Here is a 24,055-nt window from a genome sequence, read left to right on the forward strand (position 1 = left end):
TATGAATAAAGATATAACTATTGCCGTTGTAGAAGATGATGATAACCTAAGGTTTTTGGTTAGTCACCGTCTGCAAACCGAGAATTTTCAAGTGATTCAATGCAGTGACGGTTTAGAAGCAGAAAAAATAATTCTGGATCAAAAACCTGATATCGTTCTATTGGATTGGATGCTGCCAGGAAAGGAAGGGATAGATGTATGTGAATCAGTTAGAAAATCTGGGTTTGAAAACATCATCATTATGATGACCGCAAAATCTCAAGACATCGATAAAATTGATGCATACAGCTATGGTGTAACTGATTATATCACCAAGCCATTCAATATGGATGTGTTAGTGGCCATGATTGAGAATAAGGTTCGTTTCTTTGTGCCTAAAACACAAAATGAAGTGTATCACTTTGGTGATACCGAACACCATCCGAATGTACACTCCTTAGTACGTGATGGCAAGAAAATCGAGCTTACCATCCTTGAAAACCGAATTTTATTGCACTTCCTTCAGAATAAAGGTCGCGATATTACTCGTGAGGAATTAATGGAGGTCGTTTGGGGTTATAGTTCAAATGTAAATACCCGTACATTAGACATGCACGTGGTGCGTTTAAGAAAGAAAATTGAGACCAATCCAGATAAACCTTACTACTTACAAACGGTTAGAGGATTGGGTTATAGATTCATCAATGAAGAGAATGAAGATGTAAGTTAGAAATTTGGTTTATTGAATTAAATTATATAACTTCGTCAGAAGAGCAAGACCATGTTGTCCTATTAGTGGATAGTGTGGTCTTGTCTTTTTTTTTGTTTATTAAAAAATTAGAAAACTATAAAAAGAGGGTAAAAGGTTAATATTATGGCAGAAGTAACTTATTACACAGAAGAAGGTCTAACAAAGCTAAGAGAAGAGCTACAATACCTAAAAACAGAAGGTCGTTCAAACATTGCTAAAGCGATTGCTGAAGCGAGAGATAAAGGTGATCTTTCTGAGAATGCAGAATATGATGCCGCGAAAGAAGCTCAAGGGCTACATGAAGCGAAGATTGCGAAATTAGAAGAAGTATTGGCATCTGCAAGAATCATAGATGAATCAAATCTAGATACTTCCAAAGTATTGGCATTATCATATGTGAAGATAAAGAACAAGAAGAACGGAGCGGTGATGTCCTATCAATTGGTATCTGAGACTGAGGCTGATTTAAAAGCAGGAAAGATCTCTGTTAAATCACCGATTGCCCAGGGTCTTTTAGGACTTCAGGTTGGCGATATCGCGACGGTTGACGTTCCTGCAGGACAGCTGGAGTTAGAAGTTTTGGAGATTTCAAGATAACGATATATAGGTTATGTGCGGTATGCCATAACCGCACTCATCTTAAAATTTATGAGCCCCTCAATCGAGGGGCTTTTTTTGTTTTTAGGGATTATCAATGGCTTTCATTTGATCATAAAGGTATTAGGATTCCAGGAAAAATTAAGAATTTGCCAATAATTGTCTGTTTTTAGTATTAAGAAATCATTAAATGTCACATTCAAGTTAAATCTTACGCTGTTATAGGGGCTATTTCCTGTTCATATCTGCACAAAATTATTATCTTTGTTTCTCACGAAATTGAACTATAGTTTATGTCAACCATATTCGCTAAAATCGTTGCAGGAGAAATTCCTGCCTATAAAGTTGCCGAGAGCAATGATTACTTAGCTTTTTTAGATGTAAATCCACTAACAGAAGGACATGTCCTAGTAATTCCCAAAAAAGAAACAGACTATATCTTTGATATTAATGACGAAGAATATATGGGAATGTGGGTTTTCGCTAAAATCGTAGCGCAAGGAATCAAACAAGCTTATCCATGTAAAAAAGTCGGTGTAGCTGTAGTAGGTTTAGAAGTTGCCCACGCTCATATTCACTTGATGCCTTTGAATCATGTTCATGACATGAACTTTGAAAAACCAAAGTTGAAACTTGCAGAGGAAACAATGAATACTATTGCAGACAATATTCGTGAAGCAATCTCAACAATAACAAACCCAGCTTAATTTCATTAGCGGGAAATATACTTAACTATGCAAGAATACTTGTTGTCTTTTCAACAATTGCTAGATGCTGAATATCTTTTAAGTCACGGTGGGTTCTACATCGTTTGTCTTATCGTTTTTGCCGAAACCGGTCTCTTCTTTGGATTCTTCCTTCCAGGAGATTATTTGCTGTTTTTAGCAGGTCTTTTCTGTGCCCTTCATAAAATAGATGTAGATATTGTTACACTTTATTTCGGGATATTAGGCGCCGGAATACTCGGTAACTTCGCAGGCTATTGGTTTGGCCATCGAACGGGTCCAATGCTATTTAAACGAAAGGATTCCATCCTTTTTAAACGCAAATATGTCATCATGGCGGAAGAGTTTTTCCAGAAATATGGCGGAACTGCATTAATAATTGGACGATTTGTACCCATAATTCGTACATTTGCACCGATATTTGCAGGTGTTGTACAGCTGAACTTCAGGAAGTTCGTCCTTTATAACATCTTGGGAGCATTATTATGGGTGTCTTTGTTAACACTAACTGGATACTATTTGGGCGTTAAATTCCCTTGGATTATTGACTATGTTGAATATATCATCGTCGGTCTAATCGTCATAGCATTCCTCCCAATTGCAATTGCACTACTTAAAAAGTGGTTGAAAAATAGAAAAACGAAAAACGAAATAAACAAACAGTAATTATTTAATGAGTACACAACATCCTTGGCATCAAGTGTCTCCTGGTGAGGACTTGCCTAACTCCGTAAATGCCATTATCGAAATTCCTAAAGGTTCTAAAGCGAAATACGAAATCGACAAAGACAGTGGTTTGATTAAATTAGACCGCGTTTTGTTCTCTTCTGTAATGTATCCTGCAAACTACGGATTCATTCCTCAAACTTATTGCGACGATAAAGACCCTTTGGATATCTTGGTTTTATGTTCAGTTGATGTTTACCCAATGTGTATGATCGAAGCCAAAGTTGTCGGTGTTATGCACATGATTGATAATGGTGAACAAGATGATAAAATCATTGCTGTAGCTAAACACGATATGTCTGTAAATTATATCAACGACTTATCTGAATTACCTCCTCATACAATGAAGGAAATCGTTCGCTTCTTCCAAGATTATAAAGCACTTGAAGGCAAAAATGTGACCATCGAAAATCTTTATGGCCGTGCTTATGCCCAAAATATCATCATGGAAAGTGTTGAACTTTACAATAAAGAAATTAGGACTAAGTAACCATTTTCATGGACCTCTCAATTTTATTGTCCCTGTTCTTAATGTTTTCCAGCCTTATTGGGCTAGGACAAGAACAGCACCCTTGGCATCAAGTTTCCCCTGGGAAAGATGTTCCAAATACTGTAACCGCAGTCATTGAAATCCCAAAAGGATCCAGAGGGAAATATGAAATTGACAAGGCGTCCGGAATGATTAAGTTGGATAGAGTTTTACATTCTTCAATGGTCTATCCTGCTAATTATGGTTTTATTCCACAAAGTTACTGTGGCGACAAAGATCCACTGGACATACTTGTGCTATGTTCAGTGGATCTTGTTCCTGCATCCCTAGTAGATGCTAAGGTCATTGGTGTGATGAGCATGACCGATTCTGGAGATCAAGATGATAAAATTATTGCCGTAGCTAAAAATGATATGGCCGTAAATTATATCAACGATATCTCCGAACTCCCTCCCCATACCATGAAAGAAATCGTGAACTTCTTTCAAGAGTATAAAAACCTTGAAGGAAAAAAAGTTATTATTAATAAATTAAGTAATCGAGCTATCGCTCAAAATGTTATATTAGAGAGTTTAGAATTGTACAAGAAAGAATTCGCTAATAAAAACCTAAATCATGGCAATTGATATTTTTTGGACTATCTTTTTAGTGCTTGCAAATGGTTTTTTCGTTGCAGCTGAATTCGCTATTGTTAAAGTCCGAGCCTCTCAAATAGAGCTGCAAGCTAAATCCGGAGGTAATGTAGCCAAAATGGCTAAAAACATTACTGAACATTTGGATGGCTACCTCGCAGCGACTCAATTAGGTATCACCCTGGCTTCCCTAGCACTTGGTTGGGTGGGTGAAGCCGTGATGACCAAAATTGTGCATCAGATCTTCGGAGTTTTCAGCATTGAACTTACTGGTAAATTAGCTACTAATCTAGGACACGTTCTTGCATTTAGTATCATTACCTTCTTACATATTGTTTTTGGTGAATTAGCACCTAAATCTATTGCGATCCAAAAACCCGTGGCTACTACAATGAAAGTGGCGCTTCCCCTTCAATTTTTCTATTACATCTTCAGACCTATAATCTGGTGTTTGAATGGCTTTGCAAATTTCCTTTTAAGATTAATCGGAATTCAAGTAAGTGCGCATGAAGCCAGCCACTCTTCTGAAGAATTACAATACCTTCTTGAGAAAGGTAAAGAAAGTGGTGCATTGAACAATGCAGAACATGAATTGATCAAGAATGTATTCGATTTCAATGAGCGGATCGTTAAGAATATCATGGTTCCTAGAACCAAGATCGTAGCGGTCGATAAAGATGATTCTGCTGAAGATTTTATCAATACTGTGACTGAAGAAGGATACTCACGTATTCCTATTTATGATGATAATATCGACCAAATTATCGGTGTTGTCCATACGAAGGATATCCTTCCTTTATTAGTTAAAGGAAAGGAAGTTGTTCTTAAGAATATCATGCGTAAGCCTTACTTTATCCCGGAAACGAAAAAAATCAATGACTTAATGACTGAGTTCCAACAAAAGAGAATTCAGATCGCATTTGTGCTTGATGAATTTGGTGGAACGGCAGGGATGGTGACCTTGGAGGATATTGTAGAAGAGTTAGTTGGAGAGATCCAGGATGAGTATGATGAAGAAACACCAGTTGTTGAGCAAATCTCTGAAACGGAGTTTATGGTAGACGCAGGTGCTAGTGTGCATGATGCCAATGGATATCTTCCTCTAGAATTACCAGAAAGTTCTGATTACGATACTGTAGCTGGATTGGTTTCTCATTTATTTGAGAAAATCCCTGATGTAGGCGACAGTACTGAAGAACTTGGTTATAGATTTACCATTATCAAAAAAACACAGCAAAATATTGAATTTGTAAAACTTGATCTTGTCGAAACTGCAAACGACGAGGACGAAGAATAATTATTGATATTGTGCATTTATTCTATACAGCTGATTTAAATCCCGAACGCAAATCTTATCAGCTTTCTGAAGAAGAAAGTAAGCATGCAGTCCGTGTATTGCGATTGAATCAAGGTGACAAAGTTCAACTCATTGATGGAGTAGGGGGATTCTATGAAGCTGAGATTTCAGATCCACATCCGAAAAGAACCCAATTAAATATTCTTTCCTATCAAGCCGAATTTCAGAAGCCGCAATATCATTTGCATATTGCTGTAGCTCCGACCAAAAATATTGATCGTATCGAATGGTTTTTGGAAAAAGCAACTGAAATCGGGATTCAAGAAATTACACCTATTATTTCCGAGCATTCTGAGCGCAAGGACGTAAAAACCGAACGATTGAACAAAGTAATCGTCTCCGCGATGAAACAGTCTCTTAAGGCTTATATGCCCGTTCTAAACGAAGCTACCTCCTTAGATTCCTTCCTGAAAAATATCGCTGACCAACAATCACTGAATAAAGCTATTGCTCATTGTGTTGAAGATCAAGATAAGAAGTTCCTTAATCAAGAATTTAAGCCTCATCAAAACTACCTTATCCTGATTGGCCCTGAAGGAGATTTCTCCCCATCAGAAATAGAAAAAGCCATTTCCGCAGGTTTTATTCCAGTTTCTCTAGGAGAAGCCAGATTACGCACAGAAACGGCTGCTTTATATGCATGCGCAGAAATTGCGCTTCTAAACCGTTAGTTTACTAATTCCGCATCAATAATTTGAATCTCGGCATTCCCTTTTAATGGCTCCGGATTAAATTTCATCTTGCCTTTGATCTTGATAGGTTCGTCCGTGAATTTAACAGTACCTTTTTTCATAAAAATCTCTACCATTGGCGGAATACCATTGGTACCACAAAATTGACATTGCGTGATCGGCAATACCGATAACATATAAGTACTGTGGTTTCTTCCACTTACCAATGGAACCATATAACCTGGTAAATCTACCACGGTGTTTTCCAATTTTTTTAATGCAGGTGGATAGGTGGGGGTATAAACTTTTTTATTTCCAACCGTCGAAACCTTATACATCATCTTATCAATGGCCTCCCAGGTGCTGTTCATCATTGGAGTATGATCCGGTACCTGAGCCTCACTGCTATAATTCCCAATCTGAGCCTTTGAAAAGCTCACTGTCATCATCAATACGAATACTGTAAATAAAATCTTCTTCATCATTACTTATTACCTAAAATGGTAGAAATTGTTGTGTTGTATGCTTTCACCGCAGGGATAATCGATGCAATTACACCAATCAAACAAGCAGTAAGCAAAATTAACCATTCTTTACTATAAATCTGGAATGCATGTATAAAGTCAGCACTTTGACTTGTTTGGGTGCTGATCAAATATAGTCCGATATGTCCAATCAATAATCCTAGAATCCCTCCGATACATGTTATTACTAATCCTTCGACAATCAGCATAGTGAATAGTTTAATCTTGCTGGCGCCTAAGGTCCGCATGATTGCAAGATCATATTTGCGGTCTTTCAATGCATTATATAAACTAATAAATACGCTCAAACCAGCGATGATCATAATTACGTAAGCCAAGATCTCCAAGGAGTCAATTCCAACCCCCATCAATGAAAATAGACGCGCTGTTTCTAATGCCGGCGATGCAGCTTGCATGCTTGTGGATTGGTTCACCAATTTAGGAACAACCCCAATGGCTGCAGGACTACTAAATTTTACCAATAAAGCAGTAATTTCTAATCCTTTATCTTGAACAATATCATCAGCAATACTTTTTACAAAGACATCCGATCTTGGTCGCTCGGTTACAAGACTATCTTCAGTAACCTGCGCTGATGGACTTGTTTGAGGAGTTTCGGCTTCATGCGCATGATCGTGGTCATGGTCCGCATGATCATGATCCTCATGTGAATGACCAGCCTCATGTTGATGATCATCGTGTTCATGACTATGGTCAGCATGGTCATGATCGTGATCTCCTTCTGCATGATCATGGTCATGATCGTGTTCTTCATGACCAATACCATGAATATCCCATACACTTTCCAAATTCGTCAACAACAGATTGTCAACAATGGATCCTGAGGGTTTTAATATACCTACTATCGTAAAAGGATGGTCTTCATGTACATGTGCATTTTCAGCCAAACCATGGGCGCCATGAACTTTATCACCTAGTTTTAATTTGTTTTTTCTAGCAGTTTCACTACCAATGACAACCTCATAACTTTTCCCCCATAATTTTCCTTCAGCAAGTTGCAATTCATACAGACCCATAAAACTGGTGTCAGTACCTACAATACGATGTCCTTTAAAATTATCTCCTAAGGAAATTGGAACTGCTTTCTCAATAAATGGATTCTGCATCAACTTTTCTGCCTCGGCCAGTTTGATGTTTCCTGTTGGGTTATCTACATGGTATAGCGAACTTAGAATTAATTGCAATGGGCTTCCTTTTGCACCCACCACTAAATCGACTTGCTTACTGTTATTATCCAGTTGTTTTTCAAAGGTATCGCTTGTAATATAGATACTGACCAAAATCGCAACGCCAAATGCAGTTAGGATGATACTTAACAAAGTGGATCCCCATTGTTGTGATATGTTTTTCCAAACTAATTGTAATGTATTCATCTTATTGAGCAGCTAATATATAGTTGTTTGTAAATTCATCCTTCAATCTCTTGTCGTGGGTCGATATTAATAAGGTACTGCCTTGTTCTTTCGCCAGTTCCTTGATTAATTCCACTACCAGAAAAGTATTTTTATCATCCAATGCAGCCGTTGGCTCATCAGCAATCAATAAAGCCGGTTTATTGATCAATGCTCTTGCAATGGCCACTCGTTGAACCTGACCTCGACTTAATTCATTCGGCTTGCGGTTTCCATAACCTCCAAGTTGTAATTTCTCCAACAAGGTTTGGATCGCTGAAGCATCCGTAGCAAGACCTGCCAAACTCTGAGCTAATTTGATATTTTCTGTTACATTTAAGTTTTTTAATAAATGAGCCTCCTGAAAAATAAATCCTAGGTTTTGCGCTCTGAATTTATCCAAATCACTCCCCGAAAGTTGGTATAAATTCTGACCCTTAATAATTACCTCGCCAGTTGTCGGTAAAGAAAATCCTGCAATTAGATTCAATAAAGTGGATTTCCCAGAACCTGAGTCCCCTAAAACTAGAGTATGCTCCTGGTCAGAAAGTTGTAAATCTTGAAAAGATAATTGGGGACCTTTTGGATATTGATACGATAAATTGGAAGTTTTTAATACAAAATCGCTCATAATATTTCTTTGTTGCAAAATAACACTAATTGTTGGCTAAAACCAATCTAAAGGGTAACAAATTGACTAATAGATGTCTTAACAATTAATTAACCAGAGACTAATATTAACATAATGGAGTGTTAATATTCACGTAACAATGCGATTATACTTTTGCAACATAATATTAACATAGTATGAATTGTATTAAAAAACTATTTTCATTGTTGGTCCTATGCTTAGGCGTATTAATGACTTATGCTCAGCAAGCACCATTTGGAGTAAAAGGAACGGTTGTCGACATCGAGTCTTACCAACCGCTGGCAGGTGTTACAGTAACAATTGCTAACTCCCAATTAGGAACAACTACCAATGACAAGGGAGAATTTTACATCCCGCTACCTAGTGATAAATCTGCAGAATACCTAATTCGTGCAACTCTAATGGGCTACGATGCCCAAGAACTTAATTTTACCCTTCAATCCAACGACACTGAGTTCTTGTCTTTTGCACTTAAAAATGTAGATGCCGTTATCGAAGAAGTCGTGGTAACTAGACGCCGTGAGAAATTCACTGAATTGGCGCTATTGGAAGAAAGAAAAAAATCAAACCTGATGATTGAGTCCATTGGAGCTCAAGAACTTTCTAGAAAAGGTGTTAGCGATGCAAGGGCAGCATTGACTAAAATGGCCGGTGTTTCTAGACAAGAAGGTGTAAGAAACGTATTGGTACGTGGTTTAGGAGATCGTTATAACTCAACTTCCCTAAATGGTTTGCCTTTGCCTTCTGAAAATCCATTGTATAAAAACGTTTCCCTTGATTTCTTTGGTACTGATGTGATCCAAAATATCAATGTGAACAAAACCTTTAACCCGACTATCTCTGGTGATGTAGCAGGTGCAAATATTGATATCTTCACCAAAGAGGCTACTGGAAACAGCTTTGAGATCGGAATTTCGGGTGGTGGTAACTCTCAAACAATCGGTCAGGATAATTTCCGTAGAATTGATGGAACAAACTGGTTCGGAACTCTTCCTGCTGGATCTAAACCTCCACTTACTGATTTGAATACTTATGGTTTCCAAAATGCTTGGACTCCTTCCCCAATCAAAAACTTGATTAACTCGGGAATCAAGCTAGCAGCAAATAAAAGATTCTTGATTAATAATAATCCTTTAAGCGTATTCTTTACAGCTGGAATGGAAAGTAAATACCGCTTCTATGAAGGTAAATTCCAAGCGGCAAATAACGAAGGTAAACTGTATTTAGATAAAGATTATTCATCGAATGAATACAATGTATCACAAAACGGTATGTTGAATGTTCGTTACACTTGGAATAATAGTTACGTAAGCTACAATTCACTTTATATCCATGACCAAACTCAAACTATTTGGGATATGTTCGGTATGGGTGAAAATGAATTAGAAGGTGATAAAGAATTAAACAGAAGACAACAAATAAATGATAACCATTTATTTGTAAACCAATTACTTTCAAGATTACACCTTTCAGAAAAACTTTCTGCTGATTTAGGATTAGGATTTAACTATACCATCGGTAATGAGCCTGATCGTAGAAGTAACAAGCTATTATTCAGAAATGATAAATATGCTTTCCACACTAGTTCTGCAAATAGCAATGAAAGATTCTATTCTTACATGAATGAAAAAGGGTTGACTGCAAAAGCGATCTTATCTTACAAATTAGGTGATAATCAAGATTTTGAAAGAAAAATTGACTTCGGTTATAACGGTAATATTGTAAAGAGAGATTTTAAAGCAACCATCTATACCTTCAAATTAACCCCTCCTTATCCTGAGACAGCTGATATCAATGGGTTAGACAACTTCTTTACACAAGAAAATCTTGGAACTAAATACAATATCGAAACTGGACGTGGTAGAAGTAATGTGGATCCTTTCTATTACTTAGGAAATAAAGATGTTCATTCTGCATTGGCGAATTTGACTTACCAATTCGATGAGAAATTTACAGCATTGGTTGGTCTTCGTTTCGACAAAGTCAAACAAACTGTTACATACAATACCAACGTTGGTAATAGCGACGTGAATGGTCCTTCTATTATAGACAAGAACTACTTATTACCTAGTTTGAACCTTAAATATAGTTTAACGGATAAGATGATCTTGAGAGCTTCAGGAAGTCAATCCTATATCTTACCTCAATTTATCGAGATTGCGCCAATGCTTTATAATGGTCAAAACATTACAACCCAAGGTAATAGTAACTTAGTTCCTTCGGAAGTAATCAATGCTGACTTAAAATGGGAATTATACCCAGGTGCCGGTGACCTAGTTTCAGTAGGTGTATTCTATAAACATATCAAGAACCCAATCTCGAGAATTCAAATCTTCTCTGCTGGTAACCCATTTACATTTGCTAATACAGGTAGCCAAGCAACAGTATTAGGTGCTGAGTTAGAAGTTAAAAAAGACTTATTACGTACGGCTGGTGACTTTGGTGAAAATGTTCTTTCAGCAGGCTTGAATTTCTCATACCTATACTCTAAACAAAAATTAGATTACTCTTTCGCAAGATTTGAAAGTACCGAAGATATGTTGGAAGGTGCTTCTCCAATCCTAGTGAATGCAGATATCTCGTATAAAGCGTATTTCAAAAACTTTGATTTACAACCAACCCTAGTCTTGAACTACTTCTCTGACCGTATTTATGCATTGGGAACCAATGGCTATAAAAACGTAATGGAAAAAGGATATCCAACCCTTGATTTCGTAATGAATGGTACAATCAACAAGAAATTTGGAATCAATATTAAAGCAGAAAACATCTTAAATCCTGAAAGACAATACAATCGTGAATTCGCAAATGGTGCTCCAAGTATCCTTGTCGAAAGTTTCAAACGTGGAATTGATTTCAGCGCAGGTGTATCTTATAAATTTTAACAATAAATTAATAAATAACTAACATAAAGGTTAATCCATAGCGGTTTCTTTGTGTAGAAATTAAAAGATTATGAAGACAAAATTATTCTCAATTTTAGCAGCTAGCGCTCTAGCATTTACAGCTTGTTCAACTGACAACACAGTTAAGCCAATTGACAAGAAAGGAGAAGAAAACCTAATCGGTAAAATCACTAAAAACACAACTTTAGATGCGAATATCGAGTACACAATGACAGGAGCGGTATATGTTCAAGATGGAGTAACTTTAACTATCCCTGCAGGTACAGTAATTAAAGCATTAGATGGTGGTACTGACGTTTACTTAATGGTTGAACGTGGTGGAAAGATCATGGCTAATGGTACTGCTGACAAACCAATCGTATTTACTTCTAAAGCAGCAAAACCTAAAGAAGGTGATTGGGGTGGTGTATTAATCAATGGTAAGGCTCCTATCTCAGGTGATGCTGGTAAAGTTACAGAAAACAATGCCGAAATCGGTGAAGCATTCAAATATGGTGGTAGTGTAGTGGATGATAACTCAGGTATTCTTAACTATGTTAGAATTGAATATACTGGTGCACGTATTTCTGAAGAAAAAGAACACAACGGTCTTACTTTAAACGGTGTTGGTAACAAAACTACTTTATCAAACATCTACCTAGCTTACGGTGATGATGATGCAATCGAATTCTTCGGTGGTTCAGTAAATGCTACGAACATCCTAGTGGTTAACTGTACTGATGATATGTTCGACTTCACTGAAGGTTATTCAGGAACTGTGAAAAACGTTTATGGTATCCGTGAGGAAGGTTACTTACCTGTAACTGTTGACCCTCGTGGTATCGAAGCTGATGGTAACATGGATGGTAAGGCTCCAACCCATGTAAACCAATCAAACTTCAAAGTTGATGGTATTACAATTATCAACAATGCTCCAGGTCTTGGTGCTAACTTAACAATGCACGATGTATTCAAAATCAGAAGAGGTGCTAAAGCTACAATTACGAATGCTTTCGTGAAATTTGGTCCTAAAACTAATGTCCTTGATGATAAAGGTGCAGTAGTGGTTGACTTAGCTGATTACACTGACAAAAACGGTGATGCAGCTGCTGGAACTTCTATTGAATATACTATTGTTAAAGAAAACAACCTTGACAAAGCTAAAGTAAAAACAGTTGCTGGAACTACTGCTACAGCAAAAGACGGTTTAAAAGGTGCTGATGTATCAGCATTCGGATGGACTAAATACAAGTTTTAATCAAAGAAAAAATAGTTTATCAAATACAATTAGGACTGCCATTTATGGCAGTCCTTTTTTTTTGTATGGTCGGGAGCTTAATTAATCAAAGATTATCGAGATCTTAACTATTATAAGGTTATTGCACACAAACTTCATATATATAAAAAAATCCTGAGGCGGGGAACCTCAGGATTTCTAACTAACCAATTATTAACCTAAATTATGAAATTTTTACTCTTTTACTCTGTTTGTACTATAATAACGCAAAGCATATGCCGATTGTATTTCTACCTATTGCTATTAACATCTTTTAACAATCCCGTTAGAATTCCATGACAAAAACCTTCCCCAAAGACTTTCAGCTAACAAATCCTCACATTCTGCCCCAGAAAAATAAATCCCCCTGTCAGTAAAACTGTCCTATAACAATTATTACCTATCCCCATCAATCAGTATCTGAATCAACATCTATCCCATCTAGACCCATCCCATCAATAAGGATCCCATCAACAACTTTCTACAAAAATTAATGCTATTAATTTCTAATCTCTTATTAAACCAACCCCAAATATTAATCTCCATACAATCCCCATCCCCCAAAAAGATATTTAAATCAGCAAACCAGCAATTATAATCCATACAATTACCCCTGCCCTAGAATAATCCATGATTAACCCCAATAAAAGAGTAAAAAACCATCCCAAAACAAAAATGGTTTAAGAGATTCAACCCCTAAACCATTTCTATTATTTCTTATATTTTGACTGTATAATCAATTCAATCCCTAAAACTACTCGCCCGCCATAAGTCTAAATACTAAATACTAAATACTTTACTACTACGCTTGCGTTTCATGTTTATGTCTAAACAAAACTGCAAATAGAATAGCAATTACGAGTGTGTATAAAGCAAAGGCTAGCCAGATATGATGCCAATCTTTCAAGTGGATCACCTGATCAAAGATTCCATTGCTTACAGAGACCCCTCTGGAAGTAATGAAATTTTGGAGACTACTGTTATCGGCTGTAGTATCTAAAAATTGAGCCAAAGAAGAGCTGTCAGTAAACGATAGGGTGTAAAACCTATCGATGATCCATCCCGATACCCAAGAGCCAAAAACCGCACCAAAACCGTTCGTCATCATCATGAACAAGCCTTGAGCCGAAGAACGAATTTTGTTATTGGTATTGGTCTCCACAAATAAGGAACCTGAGATATTGAAAAAGTCAAATGCCATCCCATAGACCACACAGGAAAGAATAATCATCCATAAACCTGATGAAGGATTTCCATAAGCGAACAATCCAAAGCGAAACACCCAGGCAACCATTGCAATCAGCATAACCTGCTTGATTCCGAATTTCTTCAAGAAGAATGGAATAGCAAGGATGAACAAGGTTTCTGAAATCTGGGAAATCGACATAATGATTGTCGAATATTTAACAACGAAGGAGTCTACGTATTTAGGGAAAAACTTGAATTCGTCCAAAAATACATCTCCATAGGCATTTGTAAGTTGCAATGCTGCTCCTAGAAACATGGAAAAAACAAAGAACATGGCCATTTTGAAATTGCCGAAAAGTTTGAATGCTTCCAAGCCCAACAATTCCGATATACTGGCATTTTCTTTAATATTTCTTTGAGGAGGACATTTAGGCAGGTTGAAAATCGAATAGATTCCCAATAGGATGGAACCTCCGGCAGCAATATAGAATTGACCTTCGGTTGCTTTACTGCCACTTAGGTTGGTCATCCACATCGCTGCGATAAATCCAACTGTTCCCCAAACCCGAATAGGAGGGAAGGCTTTAATCAAGTCGTAATTCCCTTGATTTAATGCGGTATAAGCAATGGAGTTGGATAAGGCCAGCGTAGGCATATAACAACACATGCTTAATAACATGACCGTGAAGAAGGAACTAGGATCCTGGACTTGCGCCAGATAAATCAAACATGCGGCATACAGCAAGTGTAGAGCAACATATAATTTTTCTGCATTGATCCAGCGGTCCGCAATGATTCCCATCAGCGTAGGCATGAATAATGATGCAATCCCCATGGTTGAGAAAATAGCACCAAACTCGGTCCCTCCCCAATTTTTAGTCCCAAACCAATAGTTTGCAATTGTAATCAACCATGCTCCCCAAACGAAAAATTGTAGGAAGTTCATGATTGTTAACCTCAGTTTAATTGACATCGTATTTTTGTTATGGATGTTTTAGGTAGAAATTATGATTTTCGCTTTTCTATTTCGTCCCTAATTTTGGCAGCTGTCTCGTATTGTTCATTCTCGATAGCCTTTTCTAGGGTTTTTTCAAGTTGTTCCAGCGTTAATGAGGCGTAGGGTGATGGTTTGTTCTTTGCTGGTTCTTTTTCTTTCTCTTTTTCTTTTTCAACACTTTCGTGTTCTTTCTCCTCGCTTGGATTTTCAGTTTGTTTGTAATTTCCAACGTTCTCAATGTTCTCCAAAAAGGCAAAATCATTGCCCTCAATGACAATACCAGCTGTATTCATGATGAAATCGTAGGTATAAATTGGACATTCAAAGCGTACAGCCAAAGCTACTGCGTCAGAAGTCCGTGCATCGATTTCGGAGGTTTGCTCGCCATCGGTACAGATTAATTTGGCAAAGAAAATTCCATCTACCAGGTTATAAATCAGTACTTCTTCGAGTTTTATTTTGAAAGTTTCTGCAAATGATTTGAATAAATCATGCGTTAGTGGCCTGCTAGGAGTCATTTTTTCAATTTCTACGGCAATGGATTGAGCCTCAAAACCACCAATGATAACAGGTAGTCTACGGTTTCCTCCTACCTCTCCTAGGACAAGAGCGTATGCTCCTGACTGCGTCTGGCTATAGGATAAGCCTACGATATCTAACTTGATTTTCTTCATCGATAACACGTTAACGTGATTACAAAGATGGGAATATTAACAGCAAAAAAAAAGTGACCCTGCGTTTTTTTAGGCAAGGCCACTCGTTCATTGTTTAGTTATTCCTAGTTGTTTTTAATGTTTTTAATCGCTTCTGTCAACTTGGGTACGATTTCAAACGCGTCCCCAACAATCCCATAATCCGCAACCTTAAAGAAGGGTGCCTCCGGATCTTTGTTGATTACTACGATGTTTTTCGACGAGCTAACCCCAGCTAAATGCTGAATCGCTCCTGAAATACCAATTGCAATATACAAATTTGGACTTACAACAATTCCTGTCTGTCCTACGTGCTCTGAATGTGGTCTCCAACCTGCATCGGAAACTGGTTTTGAACATGCTGTAGCTGCACCTAATACTTCCGCCAATTCCTCGATCATCCCCCAGTTCTCAGGACCTTTCATCCCTCTACCTGCTGATACAACAATCTCTGCCTCGGGTAATGAAATCTTATCCGTTGCACGAACAATCTCCTTAACCATAACATTAAAGTCTTGATCCTGTAATTCTGGAGTGAAATCAACGATTTCTACTGACCCTGCATTTTCCTTCAATTCAAAGGCATTCGGGTTTACAGCAATTACCTTAACAGCTGAACTGATGACCTCTGTTGCAAATGCTTTATTTGAAAACGCAGTTTTCTTAACTTCCATTTGCTCTCCATTGAAGGTAGGTAAGTTAATCGCTCCGTCCGCAAATCCAGCATCTAATTTCGCAGCAACTCTCGGTCCCAATCCTTTTCCGCTGAAGGAGTTTGAAAGCACTACCACTTTGGCGCCCTCCTGCTTCGCTGCCGATGCAATGATCGAAGCGTAAGCTTTATTTACAAAACTCTTTAATTTATCTTGATTAGCATCCAACACTTTGGACACTCCGTATTTTCCTAGTTTTTCCAACTCTGATTTCTCTACATTTCCAATGGAAAGTGCAGTCACAGAATCGCCTGACTGATCAGCAATTGCTTTTGCATAAGATGCAACCTCAAATGCTGATTTCTTTAATACTCCATCTGTATTTTCAATATATACTAAAATTGCCATGATAATTTCTTAAGGATAAATGAATTAAATAACTTTTGCTTCACTGTGTAATAATTGAACCAATTGGTCCACATCTTCCACTAATTTCACTGCACCACGTGGAGCAGGGGATTCAAATTTCGAAATGCTTGATAATTCATTCACCGTGATCGGCTCTATTACCTGCAAAGGTTTTGTTCTTGCGCCCATGATACCACGCATATTTGGAATCTTTGGCTCCGCAACGCCTTCTGCTGTACCTACTACAACTGGCAAGGATACTGTTAATACTTCCTTACCACCTTCGATTTCTCTATCGATGGTTGCATTGTTGTCTTGGATATCTAATTTCTTCGCAATCGAAACTGAAGGTAAATTCAATAATTCACCTAATAAGGCAGCAACCTGCGCACCGTTATAATCTATGGATTCACGACCCGTTAAGATCAAATCAAAATTCTGCTCCTTAGCATAATTGGCAATCTGGTTGGCCACAAACCATGCATCTCTAGGCTGTGAGTTAATGCGAACCGCATCATCAGCACCAATAGCCAATGCCTTTCTAATCGTAGGCTCTGTACTCGCATCGCCAACATTGATTACTGTCACAGTGCCTTTTCCGCCCTCTGCCAACTCAACTGCCTTGGATAAAGCAATCTCATCATATGGATTAATGATATACTGAATACCATTACTATTAAAAACTGTATTATCGTTGCTGAATGTTATTTTTGAAGTGGTGTCTGGGACATTACTTATACATACTAATATTCTCATAATTCTTACGTTTTACACAAACCTACATTAATTAACGAGCATTTCAAAGCCAAGAATTCATCGTTTTCTTATCTGCACTAATATTTGTTAATTGATAAAATTTAAATTATTTGATTTATATTTTAATAAATATTTAATATAACAACCTGTATTCCTTCTAAAATTTAAAACATGGCAATAAAAAGGATAAAAAACCAATAGTCATGGATTTGTCATTTTCTATGCTAGCATAGTAATTTTTACTTTAATCCCTTTCCCTAAACCATTCCCAAATATTATTTACTTTTGTCTATGCAAAGTAGACTCGAACAATTACAGGATTTCTTAAATGAAAGTCCAAATGATCCTTTCCTGAAGTATGCCCTGACCATGGAATTCTTGAAATTGGGGGATAAGCAAAATGCAAGAAAAGGCTTTGAAGATTTATTGGAAGCACACCCTGATTATGTCGGTACCTACTATCATTTCGGAAAGTTTTTAGAAGCTGAAAATGAAAAAGATGCAGGTATTGAAATCTATGAAAAAGGAATCCAAATCGCACAACAAAAAAGAAATTTCCATGCTTTAGGCGAACTGAAAAACGCTCTCTTATTAGCCCAAGGATTACTTGACGACGAAGATTAATGTTAAATTTTATAAAAAACAGAATTGTGGTATCTTTTTTGTTTTTTTATTAGGTATAGAATTTAACTATGCGAGCTTTAACATTGTCATTAATAGGAGTCATCATCTTGATTTTTGGATTTAGTTGTATAAATAACAAGTCCAATGTCAATCAGCTTGTTGGTTCCGAAGATAATGCTATCAAAGGAATCGCAATAGTGGGCACCTACGAAGGGAAATTACCCTGTGCTGATTGTACTACAATTGCGACAGTGTTAAATCTTGATAAAAATAAAACTTATTCCATGCGCTATGAATATGTTGGCAAAAGTAGCGAGGTGTTTGAAAGTACCGGTAAATGGATAATTAATAAAGACATTTTGAGTTTGGAGAATGTCGATTATAGCTTCAAAATCTCTAAAGGACAATTAAATCAGTTAGACCTCGCCGGAAAAGAAATTAAAGGCGATCTCGCTGAAAAATATATCCTTCAAAAAATAAATTAAGACCTGTTTTCGACAGGTCTTTTTTTTATTAACCCAGCTTCAGAATCCCTCTATTTTCATGGTTTATTGAATTACATGAATACCTAGTACTAGGTATTTTTGCAATCTTAACGGTTATTTATATTTGGTAAGCACTAATGATGAATCCATGAAAACCAAATACTCCTTTTTTATTTTGCCCCTTTTTTTATTGCTGTTGATTGGTTTTGGACCACTATTTCAGCTGTTGAGTGAAAAGAAAGATTCCTATGAATTGGCTCATCAAATTGAAGGTCATTGGACTGCTTACGAATACTACGATAGTAACATTAAACCAAAAGGTGAACTCTCAAGTTTCGATTACTCCCAAATAAATCAAATCAATAAATTGATCACCTTCAATTCCATCGAAAAACCTTGTTCAGCTAAACTAAGTAAGATTGAACAACGTTTAGAATATTTTAAGATAAATTTTAAAGCCGATGCGAAAGCCGAGATTTATGAAAAGCAGTTTTATAAGAAGAACTCTTTTGATTCTGGATGCCAACAAATGGTCTATGATGAATCCTATAACCAAACCATTAAAGCCAATTGGGAATTGGACTTAGAAGATGCAAAGCTTATCCTGAATGATTCTACTAATAAGCATCTTACAACCTTCCAGGTTCTATATCTAGCAGATGATGAAATGCATCTTTCTCTTAAGAAAGGTCATGACTTTATACTTGTAAGGCTGCACAAGGACAAGTAAAAAGAGCTGCCATTTCTGACAGCTCTTTTCGATTATTTATGTTCGCAGATTTCTTTGACAATCTGCACTACAAAATCAATTTCTTCTTTCGTATTGTATTTGCTGAATGAGAACCTTACTGATGGTCGTTTGGAATCTGCACAGATACCTTGAAGAACGTGCGAACCAATTTCTGAGCCTGAACTACAAGCGCTACCACCGGAAGCTGAAACGCCTTTGATGTCCAAATTGAATAATAACATATCACCCATGTTAGTACATGGTAATGAAACATTCAATACCGTATATAAAGACTTGTCAGCATCTACTTCACCATTGAATTTAACATCTGGAATAGCTTTGATCAGCTCATCCTTCATGTAATCCTTCAATGATTGAATATAGTTTTGATGCTCTTCCATTTCAGCATAGGCAATTTCCAAAGCCTTAGCCAATCCTACAATACCATAAACATTTTCAGTACCCCCACGCATATTACGCTCCTGAGCACCACCATAAATCAATGGCTTAATTTTGTTACGGCTATTGATATATAAAAATCCAACTCCTTTAGGACCATGGAATTTGTGTGCTGCTCCAGTAATAAAATCAATTTTTAAATTGGATAAATCATGAGCATAATGACCCATTGTTTGAACAGTGTCCGAATGGAAAACTGCATCAAATTGCTCACATAGCTCACTTACTTTTTTCAAATCCGTTAGGTTACCCAGTTCATTGTTGGCATGCATCAAGGAAACAAAGGTTCTTGGATTCTTTGAAAGTAATTCTTCTAACTGAACAAGGTCTACATTCCCTTTGGAATCTACTGAAAGTAGATCCAAATGAATCTTTCCGGCTTTCTCCAACTCTTCTAAAGTATGAAGAACAGCATGGTGTTCTATTGGTGAACTGATTGCGTGAGTAATATTATAGGCTTCAATCGCTCGTACAATTGCCATGTTATCAGCTTCTGTACCGCCTGAAGTAAAGAATATCTCCGATGGAGATGCATTCAATAATTTAGCTACGGATCTACGTGCTTTTTCAACGATGGTTTTCATTTCTCGACCATGTGCATGGATCGATGAGGGATTCCCGAAATTCTCATTCAACATTTGTACCATGACCTCAATAACTTCCTTATCTAAGGCAGTGGTGGCGGCATTATCAAAATAAACTTGCATGTCGGCAAATATAATTATTCAATAGGAAAAAGAAGATATATTTATTTTTTTCTGACAATCATTAAGCCTATTGATAATAAGCCTGTTATGAAGGAAAAATAGACTATTAAGTCACTATATTTTGTATAGAAACTCAAGTCTTCACTTAAATTTATTTCTTGGGAGAGAGCAGTGGGTACCCACCATGAACTCTTTTGAACAATATCACCTCGCTGGTTGATAAAAGCTGAAATACCCGTATTGGCTGACCGAACCACCCAACGCCGATTTTCTATGGCCCGTAACTTCGCATATTGCAGGTGTTGGTCCTTGCCTGAAGTATCTCCCCACCAACCATCATTTGTAATCACAGCAATAAACTGAGCGCCTTTTTTAATATATTCAGCAACATAATTCCCCCAAATAGATTCATAACAAATCACGGGAGCTACACCAATTCCACTTGCTGAATAAAAAACTGAAGGCTCTGCCTGACTGCCATATCCGCCAGTGGTGCCACCAAAATGTTTAAATAAGGGTGTTAAGATCGTTAAGGCCTTACCAAAAGGCATTTTCTCAGCGCCAGGTACTAATTTTGACTTGTGATAAAATTGTAGCTTACTTGAACCGTCAATTAATACCCCAGCATTGAAACTATCGTAAAATACATTACCAATGGGTCTTGCTGTAATGGTCTTTTGATCCTGATAGATTACATAGCTCTCAATTCCTGAAAGCACATTGCCATTATGATATGGTTCTAAAAAGTCAACGACTGTCTGGTATTGGTCATATTCCCTGAACTCTTCCTCATTTATCCCATTTGAACCAGATATTGCTGTTTCAGGCCAAATGAAAAACTCTGTATTTAGCTTAGCAACTTTCTGAGATAGATCGGTCAGGGTCTTTAATTGTTCCTCCGGTGAAATCGGTCCCCATTTTGAATAGGGATCAATATTGGGTTGTACAGTTACTACCTCCGATGGATTTACATGTTCTTCATAACTGCTGTAGCTAATGAATGAACTTATTGCTGGAATTAATACCCATCCTCCAAAAATTGCCAATAATACCTTTTGATTATAGACTTCGATTTTCTCCTTTCGTTGCCAATACCATAAAAATGCCAAGATATTTGCTACCCAAATCCACAAGGTCCCGCCATATACCCCGGTCACACTATACCATTGGATAATCTGATGGAAGTTGGCAAAACCATTGCCCAAGGTCATCCATGGAAAGGCTAATTCCCAACTCTGATGTAAATATTCATAGGCCATCCAAAAGGAAACCAATCCCATAAAACTGATCAGAATAGAATTCCTTTTCCTTAATTGGTAATACAGACGAAAAACCAATCCCATTAATAATGGCGCAAGAGTAAATGGAATTAGAGATATCATAAAGGATGGAAATGCGCCTAAAAATGCATTCATTGCATTATAAACCCAATAAATTGAGGCTGTATTCCAAATTACTCCAGTTAAGAATGCAAATCCAAATACCTTACGACCTTTGTGCTTATAATCTCCTCGGATTATGTTTTCAACCGCTATTAATAGAGGTACAAAGGCAATAAACAACAAAATGCTAGTATAAGGGATCGGTGGCCATGCCAACCATAATAAGGCTGCACTCAGAATGGATAGAAAATAATTATTCTTCATGTTTTATAGTTGGCTTAAAACCTCAGCTTTTTTGGTTTCATACTCAGCCTGAGTAATAAGCTGCTTATCGTAAAGTGTTTTAAGTTTTTTTAACTTCAAAGTAATCTCATCTTCCTCTTCAACCTTGTTTTCCGAAACGATTGGTTCCGGAACAGCCGGAGTAGGAGGAGTATAACTATTGGATTGTTGAAAACCTTGGTTTTCAGGTTTCGATTGTTGTTGCTGATTTTGCTGCGCAAACATAGAATTCAAACTAGGTCTTTCCTCAAATTTTGGAAGTTCTGTAGGACGCTCAGGTTCAATAGGAGCAACGGGTTGAATTGGTTCAACCTTTTCCTCTGGCTTGGTAACCGGCGCATTGAAAACCGGTTTGTTTTCAATCACACCCTTGTTTTCTTTATTTTCAGCTTTTTGGTTTTGTAAATTCGCTAATGCATCCTTGATCAACTGATACAATTTCCTGGCTTGTGTTTTTGGAATATAATCAATTGTCAAATTCTCCCCCGTAAATGGAATTACCGTAACTTTCGATCCAAAAATCTCTTCCTTAAATGCTATATCTTTAATATCCTTCCAAGGAAAAATTTCAAAATTCGTCGCCAATCCTAGTTTGGTGAATTCGCATAGAAAAATTCTTCTATTAGAAACCGTAATACTATCGGGTAATAGATTTACAGCTGGTTTCTTCTGCAATGCAATGTAATTAATGGATTCCCCAGGGGTCAGCATATCTAAAATCTTACCGTGGATCTTTTCAACCACTTTTGCATCCTGTCCATCTTGAACAAATTTGTCGATTTGATAATTTTCCATTGATCTGATATTTTCGTCTTTTATTTTTACCTAATTATTCGTGTCCTGCCACACAGCATACAAATTCTCCCTTGATGGGATTCGCCTCGAAATGTGCTTTTACCTCAGCTAAACTTCCACGGACAGTTTCTTCATACAATTTACTGATTTCTCTCGAAATTGATGCCTGCCTCTCAGCGCCAAAAACCTGGATAAACTCATCGATCGTCTTTAAAATTCGATGTGGTGACTCATAAAAAATCATCGTTCTTTTTTCCTCTGCCAAGGATTTCAGCCTCGTCTGCCTGCCTTTTTTTACTGGCAAAAAGCCTTCAAAGCAAAACCGATCATTTGGCAGCCCTGAATTTACCAATGCCGGAACAAAAGCCGTAGCTCCTGGCAGACATTGAACATCCAATCCCTCTTTGATCGTTTCGCGAACTAATAAAAATCCCGGATCTGAAATGGCAGGAGTTCCCGCATCAGAAATTAGGGCTATTTGGTTTCCTTCTTTTAATAAACGGATAATTTCCTGAACTGCTTTATGCTCATTATGTTGATGATGGGCAAAGACCTTTTTATCGATGCCAAAATGCTTTAACAAAGGTGCACTTGTTCGCGTATCTTCCGCTAGGATAATATCAACCTGCTTTAGAACATTGATTGCCCGAAAGGTCATATCTTCCAAATTTCCAATGGGCGTGGGAACGATGTATAACATATGCCAAAGATAACGATAAACTAAGAATCTATTTCGGTATAATCTTCGGACTTAGGAATATTACGAACAATTTCCTTCCATTCATCAGGGATGTTCGTCAATTTACGCTCTATTATATTCATCCATGCCCCATCTACAACCACAACCGCGGCCTTAACACCGTTTTCCTTGTAGATCTCATGACGAAATGAAAACCTTGAATTCAAGCTGTTGAACTTGGTAATAACAACGCTCACTTTAATACGCTCGTCCAATCCAATTTCCCGTAGATAATTTAACTCTTCCCTAAATAAAATAGGTCCAATCTTACGCTTATTGAATTCCTCTAAGGATAATCCCAATTGATTTAACATGTTACTCCTCGCTTGAGCACAAAAATCCGCATATGCTGAATGACGTAAATGTACATTCGCATCTATTTGTGACCATAACACCTGTCCTTCGTAAAAAATATTGTTTTCCATAAAATCAATCCTAAACTTTTTTTCTAAAAATATGAAAAATATACAATGCTTTGCAG

The 24,055-nt window shown here is 37.2% G+C and carries 25 protein-coding genes; 13 read left to right on the top strand and 12 right to left on the bottom strand.

Going from position 1 to position 24,055, the window contains the following annotated elements; all coding sequences use genetic code 11:
* Nucleotide 1: 1 nt before the first annotated feature.
* The 8 genes from ACF3OC_RS04575 (at nucleotide 2) to ACF3OC_RS04610 (ending at nucleotide 5,928) form a co-directional block, all read left to right on the top strand.
* Nucleotides 2-709: a response regulator transcription factor gene (locus ACF3OC_RS04575; RefSeq protein ID WP_094255129.1), complete on the top strand. Its 708-nt coding sequence runs from the start codon at nucleotides 2-4 to the stop codon at nucleotides 707-709.
* A gap of 144 nt (nucleotides 710-853) precedes the next feature.
* Nucleotides 854-1,327, top strand: coding sequence for a transcription elongation factor GreA (gene greA, locus ACF3OC_RS04580; RefSeq protein WP_094255128.1), 474 nt, complete (start codon nucleotides 854-856; stop codon nucleotides 1,325-1,327).
* Between the two features lie 293 nt (nucleotides 1,328-1,620).
* The gene (locus ACF3OC_RS04585) at nucleotides 1,621-2,034 is read left to right on the top strand and encodes an HIT family protein (protein WP_094280847.1); all 414 of its coding nucleotides are present in this window, start codon (nucleotides 1,621-1,623) and stop codon (nucleotides 2,032-2,034) included.
* 27 nt (nucleotides 2,035-2,061) lie between these two features.
* The gene (locus ACF3OC_RS04590) at nucleotides 2,062-2,718 is read left to right on the top strand and encodes a DedA family protein (RefSeq protein ID WP_094280848.1); all 657 of its coding nucleotides are present in this window, start codon (nucleotides 2,062-2,064) and stop codon (nucleotides 2,716-2,718) included.
* Between the two features lie 7 nt (nucleotides 2,719-2,725).
* The gene (locus tag ACF3OC_RS04595) at nucleotides 2,726-3,268 is read left to right on the top strand and encodes an inorganic diphosphatase (RefSeq protein WP_094255125.1); all 543 of its coding nucleotides are present in this window, start codon (nucleotides 2,726-2,728) and stop codon (nucleotides 3,266-3,268) included.
* A gap of 41 nt (nucleotides 3,269-3,309) precedes the next feature.
* Nucleotides 3,310-3,894, top strand: a complete 585-nt coding sequence (locus ACF3OC_RS04600) for an inorganic diphosphatase (RefSeq protein ID WP_094255124.1) — start codon at nucleotides 3,310-3,312, stop codon at nucleotides 3,892-3,894.
* On the top strand, nucleotides 3,884-5,197 hold the full coding sequence (locus tag ACF3OC_RS04605) for a hemolysin family protein (RefSeq protein ID WP_094280849.1): 1,314 nt from the start codon (nucleotides 3,884-3,886) through the stop codon (nucleotides 5,195-5,197). Before ACF3OC_RS04600 ends, ACF3OC_RS04605 begins: the two co-directional genes overlap by 11 nt.
* An 11-nt stretch (nucleotides 5,198-5,208) precedes the next feature.
* Complete coding sequence (locus ACF3OC_RS04610; protein WP_094280850.1) at nucleotides 5,209-5,928, top strand: 16S rRNA (uracil(1498)-N(3))-methyltransferase; 720 nt, start codon at nucleotides 5,209-5,211, stop codon at nucleotides 5,926-5,928.
* Here ACF3OC_RS04610 and ACF3OC_RS04615 read toward each other — a convergent pair.
* Genes ACF3OC_RS04615 through ACF3OC_RS04625 form a run of 3 tightly spaced genes read right to left on the bottom strand, consistent with a single transcriptional unit; the run spans nucleotide 5,925 to nucleotide 8,495 of the window.
* A complete protein-coding gene (locus ACF3OC_RS04615) occupies nucleotides 5,925-6,413 on the bottom strand; it encodes a hypothetical protein (protein ID WP_094255121.1) in 489 nt (162 codons plus the stop codon). The two genes, ACF3OC_RS04610 and ACF3OC_RS04615, sit on opposite strands and share 4 nt — an antisense overlap.
* Complete coding sequence (locus tag ACF3OC_RS04620; RefSeq protein ID WP_094280851.1) at nucleotides 6,413-7,846, bottom strand: ABC transporter permease; 1,434 nt, start codon at nucleotides 7,844-7,846, stop codon at nucleotides 6,413-6,415. The genes ACF3OC_RS04615 and ACF3OC_RS04620 overlap by 1 nt, the downstream gene beginning before the upstream one ends.
* 1 nt (nucleotide 7,847) lies before the next feature.
* Entirely contained in the window at nucleotides 7,848-8,495 is a 648-nt protein-coding gene (locus ACF3OC_RS04625) for an ABC transporter ATP-binding protein (protein ID WP_094255119.1), read from the bottom strand.
* A 176-nt stretch (nucleotides 8,496-8,671) separates the two neighbouring features.
* Here ACF3OC_RS04625 and ACF3OC_RS04630 point away from each other — a divergent pair, with 176 nt between their 5' ends.
* Nucleotides 8,672-11,401: a TonB-dependent receptor gene (locus tag ACF3OC_RS04630; RefSeq protein WP_094280852.1), complete on the top strand. Its 2,730-nt coding sequence runs from the start codon at nucleotides 8,672-8,674 to the stop codon at nucleotides 11,399-11,401.
* Between the two features lie 70 nt (nucleotides 11,402-11,471).
* Nucleotides 11,472-12,659 carry a hypothetical protein gene (locus tag ACF3OC_RS04635; RefSeq protein ID WP_094280853.1) on the top strand — a complete coding sequence of 396 codons (1,188 nt, stop codon included), beginning with the start codon at nucleotides 11,472-11,474 and terminating at the stop codon, nucleotides 12,657-12,659.
* 820 nt (nucleotides 12,660-13,479) lie between these two features.
* Here the strand turns inward: ACF3OC_RS04635 and ACF3OC_RS04640 are convergent.
* The 4 genes from ACF3OC_RS04640 to ACF3OC_RS04655 all read right to left on the bottom strand — a co-directional run bounded on the left by ACF3OC_RS04640 (nucleotide 13,480) and on the right by ACF3OC_RS04655 (nucleotide 17,371).
* Nucleotides 13,480-14,838 carry a nucleoside permease gene (locus ACF3OC_RS04640; protein ID WP_392471004.1) on the bottom strand — a complete coding sequence of 453 codons (1,359 nt, stop codon included), beginning with the start codon at nucleotides 14,836-14,838 and terminating at the stop codon, nucleotides 13,480-13,482.
* Between the two features lie 32 nt (nucleotides 14,839-14,870).
* Nucleotides 14,871-15,536, bottom strand: coding sequence for a bifunctional nuclease family protein (locus ACF3OC_RS04645; protein WP_094280855.1), 666 nt, complete (start codon nucleotides 15,534-15,536; stop codon nucleotides 14,871-14,873).
* 104 nt (nucleotides 15,537-15,640) lie between these two features.
* On the bottom strand, nucleotides 15,641-16,615 hold the full coding sequence (locus ACF3OC_RS04650; RefSeq protein WP_094255114.1) for an electron transfer flavoprotein subunit alpha/FixB family protein: 975 nt from the start codon (nucleotides 16,613-16,615) through the stop codon (nucleotides 15,641-15,643).
* A 24-nt stretch (nucleotides 16,616-16,639) separates the two neighbouring features.
* Nucleotides 16,640-17,371 carry an electron transfer flavoprotein subunit beta/FixA family protein gene (locus ACF3OC_RS04655; RefSeq protein WP_094255113.1) on the bottom strand — a complete coding sequence of 244 codons (732 nt, stop codon included), beginning with the start codon at nucleotides 17,369-17,371 and terminating at the stop codon, nucleotides 16,640-16,642.
* Between the two features lie 291 nt (nucleotides 17,372-17,662).
* Between ACF3OC_RS04655 and ACF3OC_RS04660 the strand changes: the two genes are divergently transcribed.
* The 3 genes from ACF3OC_RS04660 to ACF3OC_RS04670 all read left to right on the top strand — a co-directional run bounded on the left by ACF3OC_RS04660 (nucleotide 17,663) and on the right by ACF3OC_RS04670 (nucleotide 19,210).
* A complete protein-coding gene (locus tag ACF3OC_RS04660) occupies nucleotides 17,663-17,995 on the top strand; it encodes a tetratricopeptide repeat protein (RefSeq protein WP_094255112.1) in 333 nt (110 codons plus the stop codon).
* A gap of 68 nt (nucleotides 17,996-18,063) precedes the next feature.
* Nucleotides 18,064-18,480, top strand: coding sequence for a copper resistance protein NlpE (locus ACF3OC_RS04665; RefSeq protein ID WP_182499344.1), 417 nt, complete (start codon nucleotides 18,064-18,066; stop codon nucleotides 18,478-18,480).
* Nucleotides 18,481-18,628: 148 nt separating this feature from the next.
* Nucleotides 18,629-19,210 carry a hypothetical protein gene (locus ACF3OC_RS04670; RefSeq protein WP_094280857.1) on the top strand — a complete coding sequence of 194 codons (582 nt, stop codon included), beginning with the start codon at nucleotides 18,629-18,631 and terminating at the stop codon, nucleotides 19,208-19,210.
* Nucleotides 19,211-19,242: 32 nt separating this feature from the next.
* On the opposite strand, the gene ACF3OC_RS04675 is transcribed toward ACF3OC_RS04670, so the two are convergent.
* From ACF3OC_RS04675 to ACF3OC_RS04695, 5 genes are read right to left on the bottom strand one after another with little or no spacing between them, the layout of a single operon-like run.
* A complete protein-coding gene (locus tag ACF3OC_RS04675; protein WP_094280858.1) occupies nucleotides 19,243-20,376 on the bottom strand; it encodes a cysteine desulfurase family protein in 1,134 nt (377 codons plus the stop codon).
* Nucleotides 20,377-20,417: 41 nt separating this feature from the next.
* A complete protein-coding gene (lnt, locus tag ACF3OC_RS04680) occupies nucleotides 20,418-22,022 on the bottom strand; it encodes an apolipoprotein N-acyltransferase (RefSeq protein WP_094280859.1) in 1,605 nt (534 codons plus the stop codon).
* Nucleotides 22,023-22,025: 3 nt separating this feature from the next.
* Nucleotides 22,026-22,835 carry a PH domain-containing protein gene (locus ACF3OC_RS04685; RefSeq protein WP_179221470.1) on the bottom strand — a complete coding sequence of 270 codons (810 nt, stop codon included), beginning with the start codon at nucleotides 22,833-22,835 and terminating at the stop codon, nucleotides 22,026-22,028.
* Nucleotides 22,836-22,869: 34 nt separating this feature from the next.
* On the bottom strand, nucleotides 22,870-23,535 hold the full coding sequence (gene rsmI, locus ACF3OC_RS04690) for a 16S rRNA (cytidine(1402)-2'-O)-methyltransferase (RefSeq protein WP_094255106.1): 666 nt from the start codon (nucleotides 23,533-23,535) through the stop codon (nucleotides 22,870-22,872).
* A gap of 20 nt (nucleotides 23,536-23,555) precedes the next feature.
* Nucleotides 23,556-23,999, bottom strand: coding sequence for a thioesterase family protein (locus ACF3OC_RS04695; RefSeq protein WP_094255105.1), 444 nt, complete (start codon nucleotides 23,997-23,999; stop codon nucleotides 23,556-23,558).
* Nucleotides 24,000-24,055 lie beyond the last annotated feature (56 nt).

Source organism: Sphingobacterium cellulitidis, from assembly GCF_043187465.1.
Classification (GTDB): domain Bacteria; phylum Bacteroidota; class Bacteroidia; order Sphingobacteriales; family Sphingobacteriaceae; genus Sphingobacterium; species Sphingobacterium cellulitidis.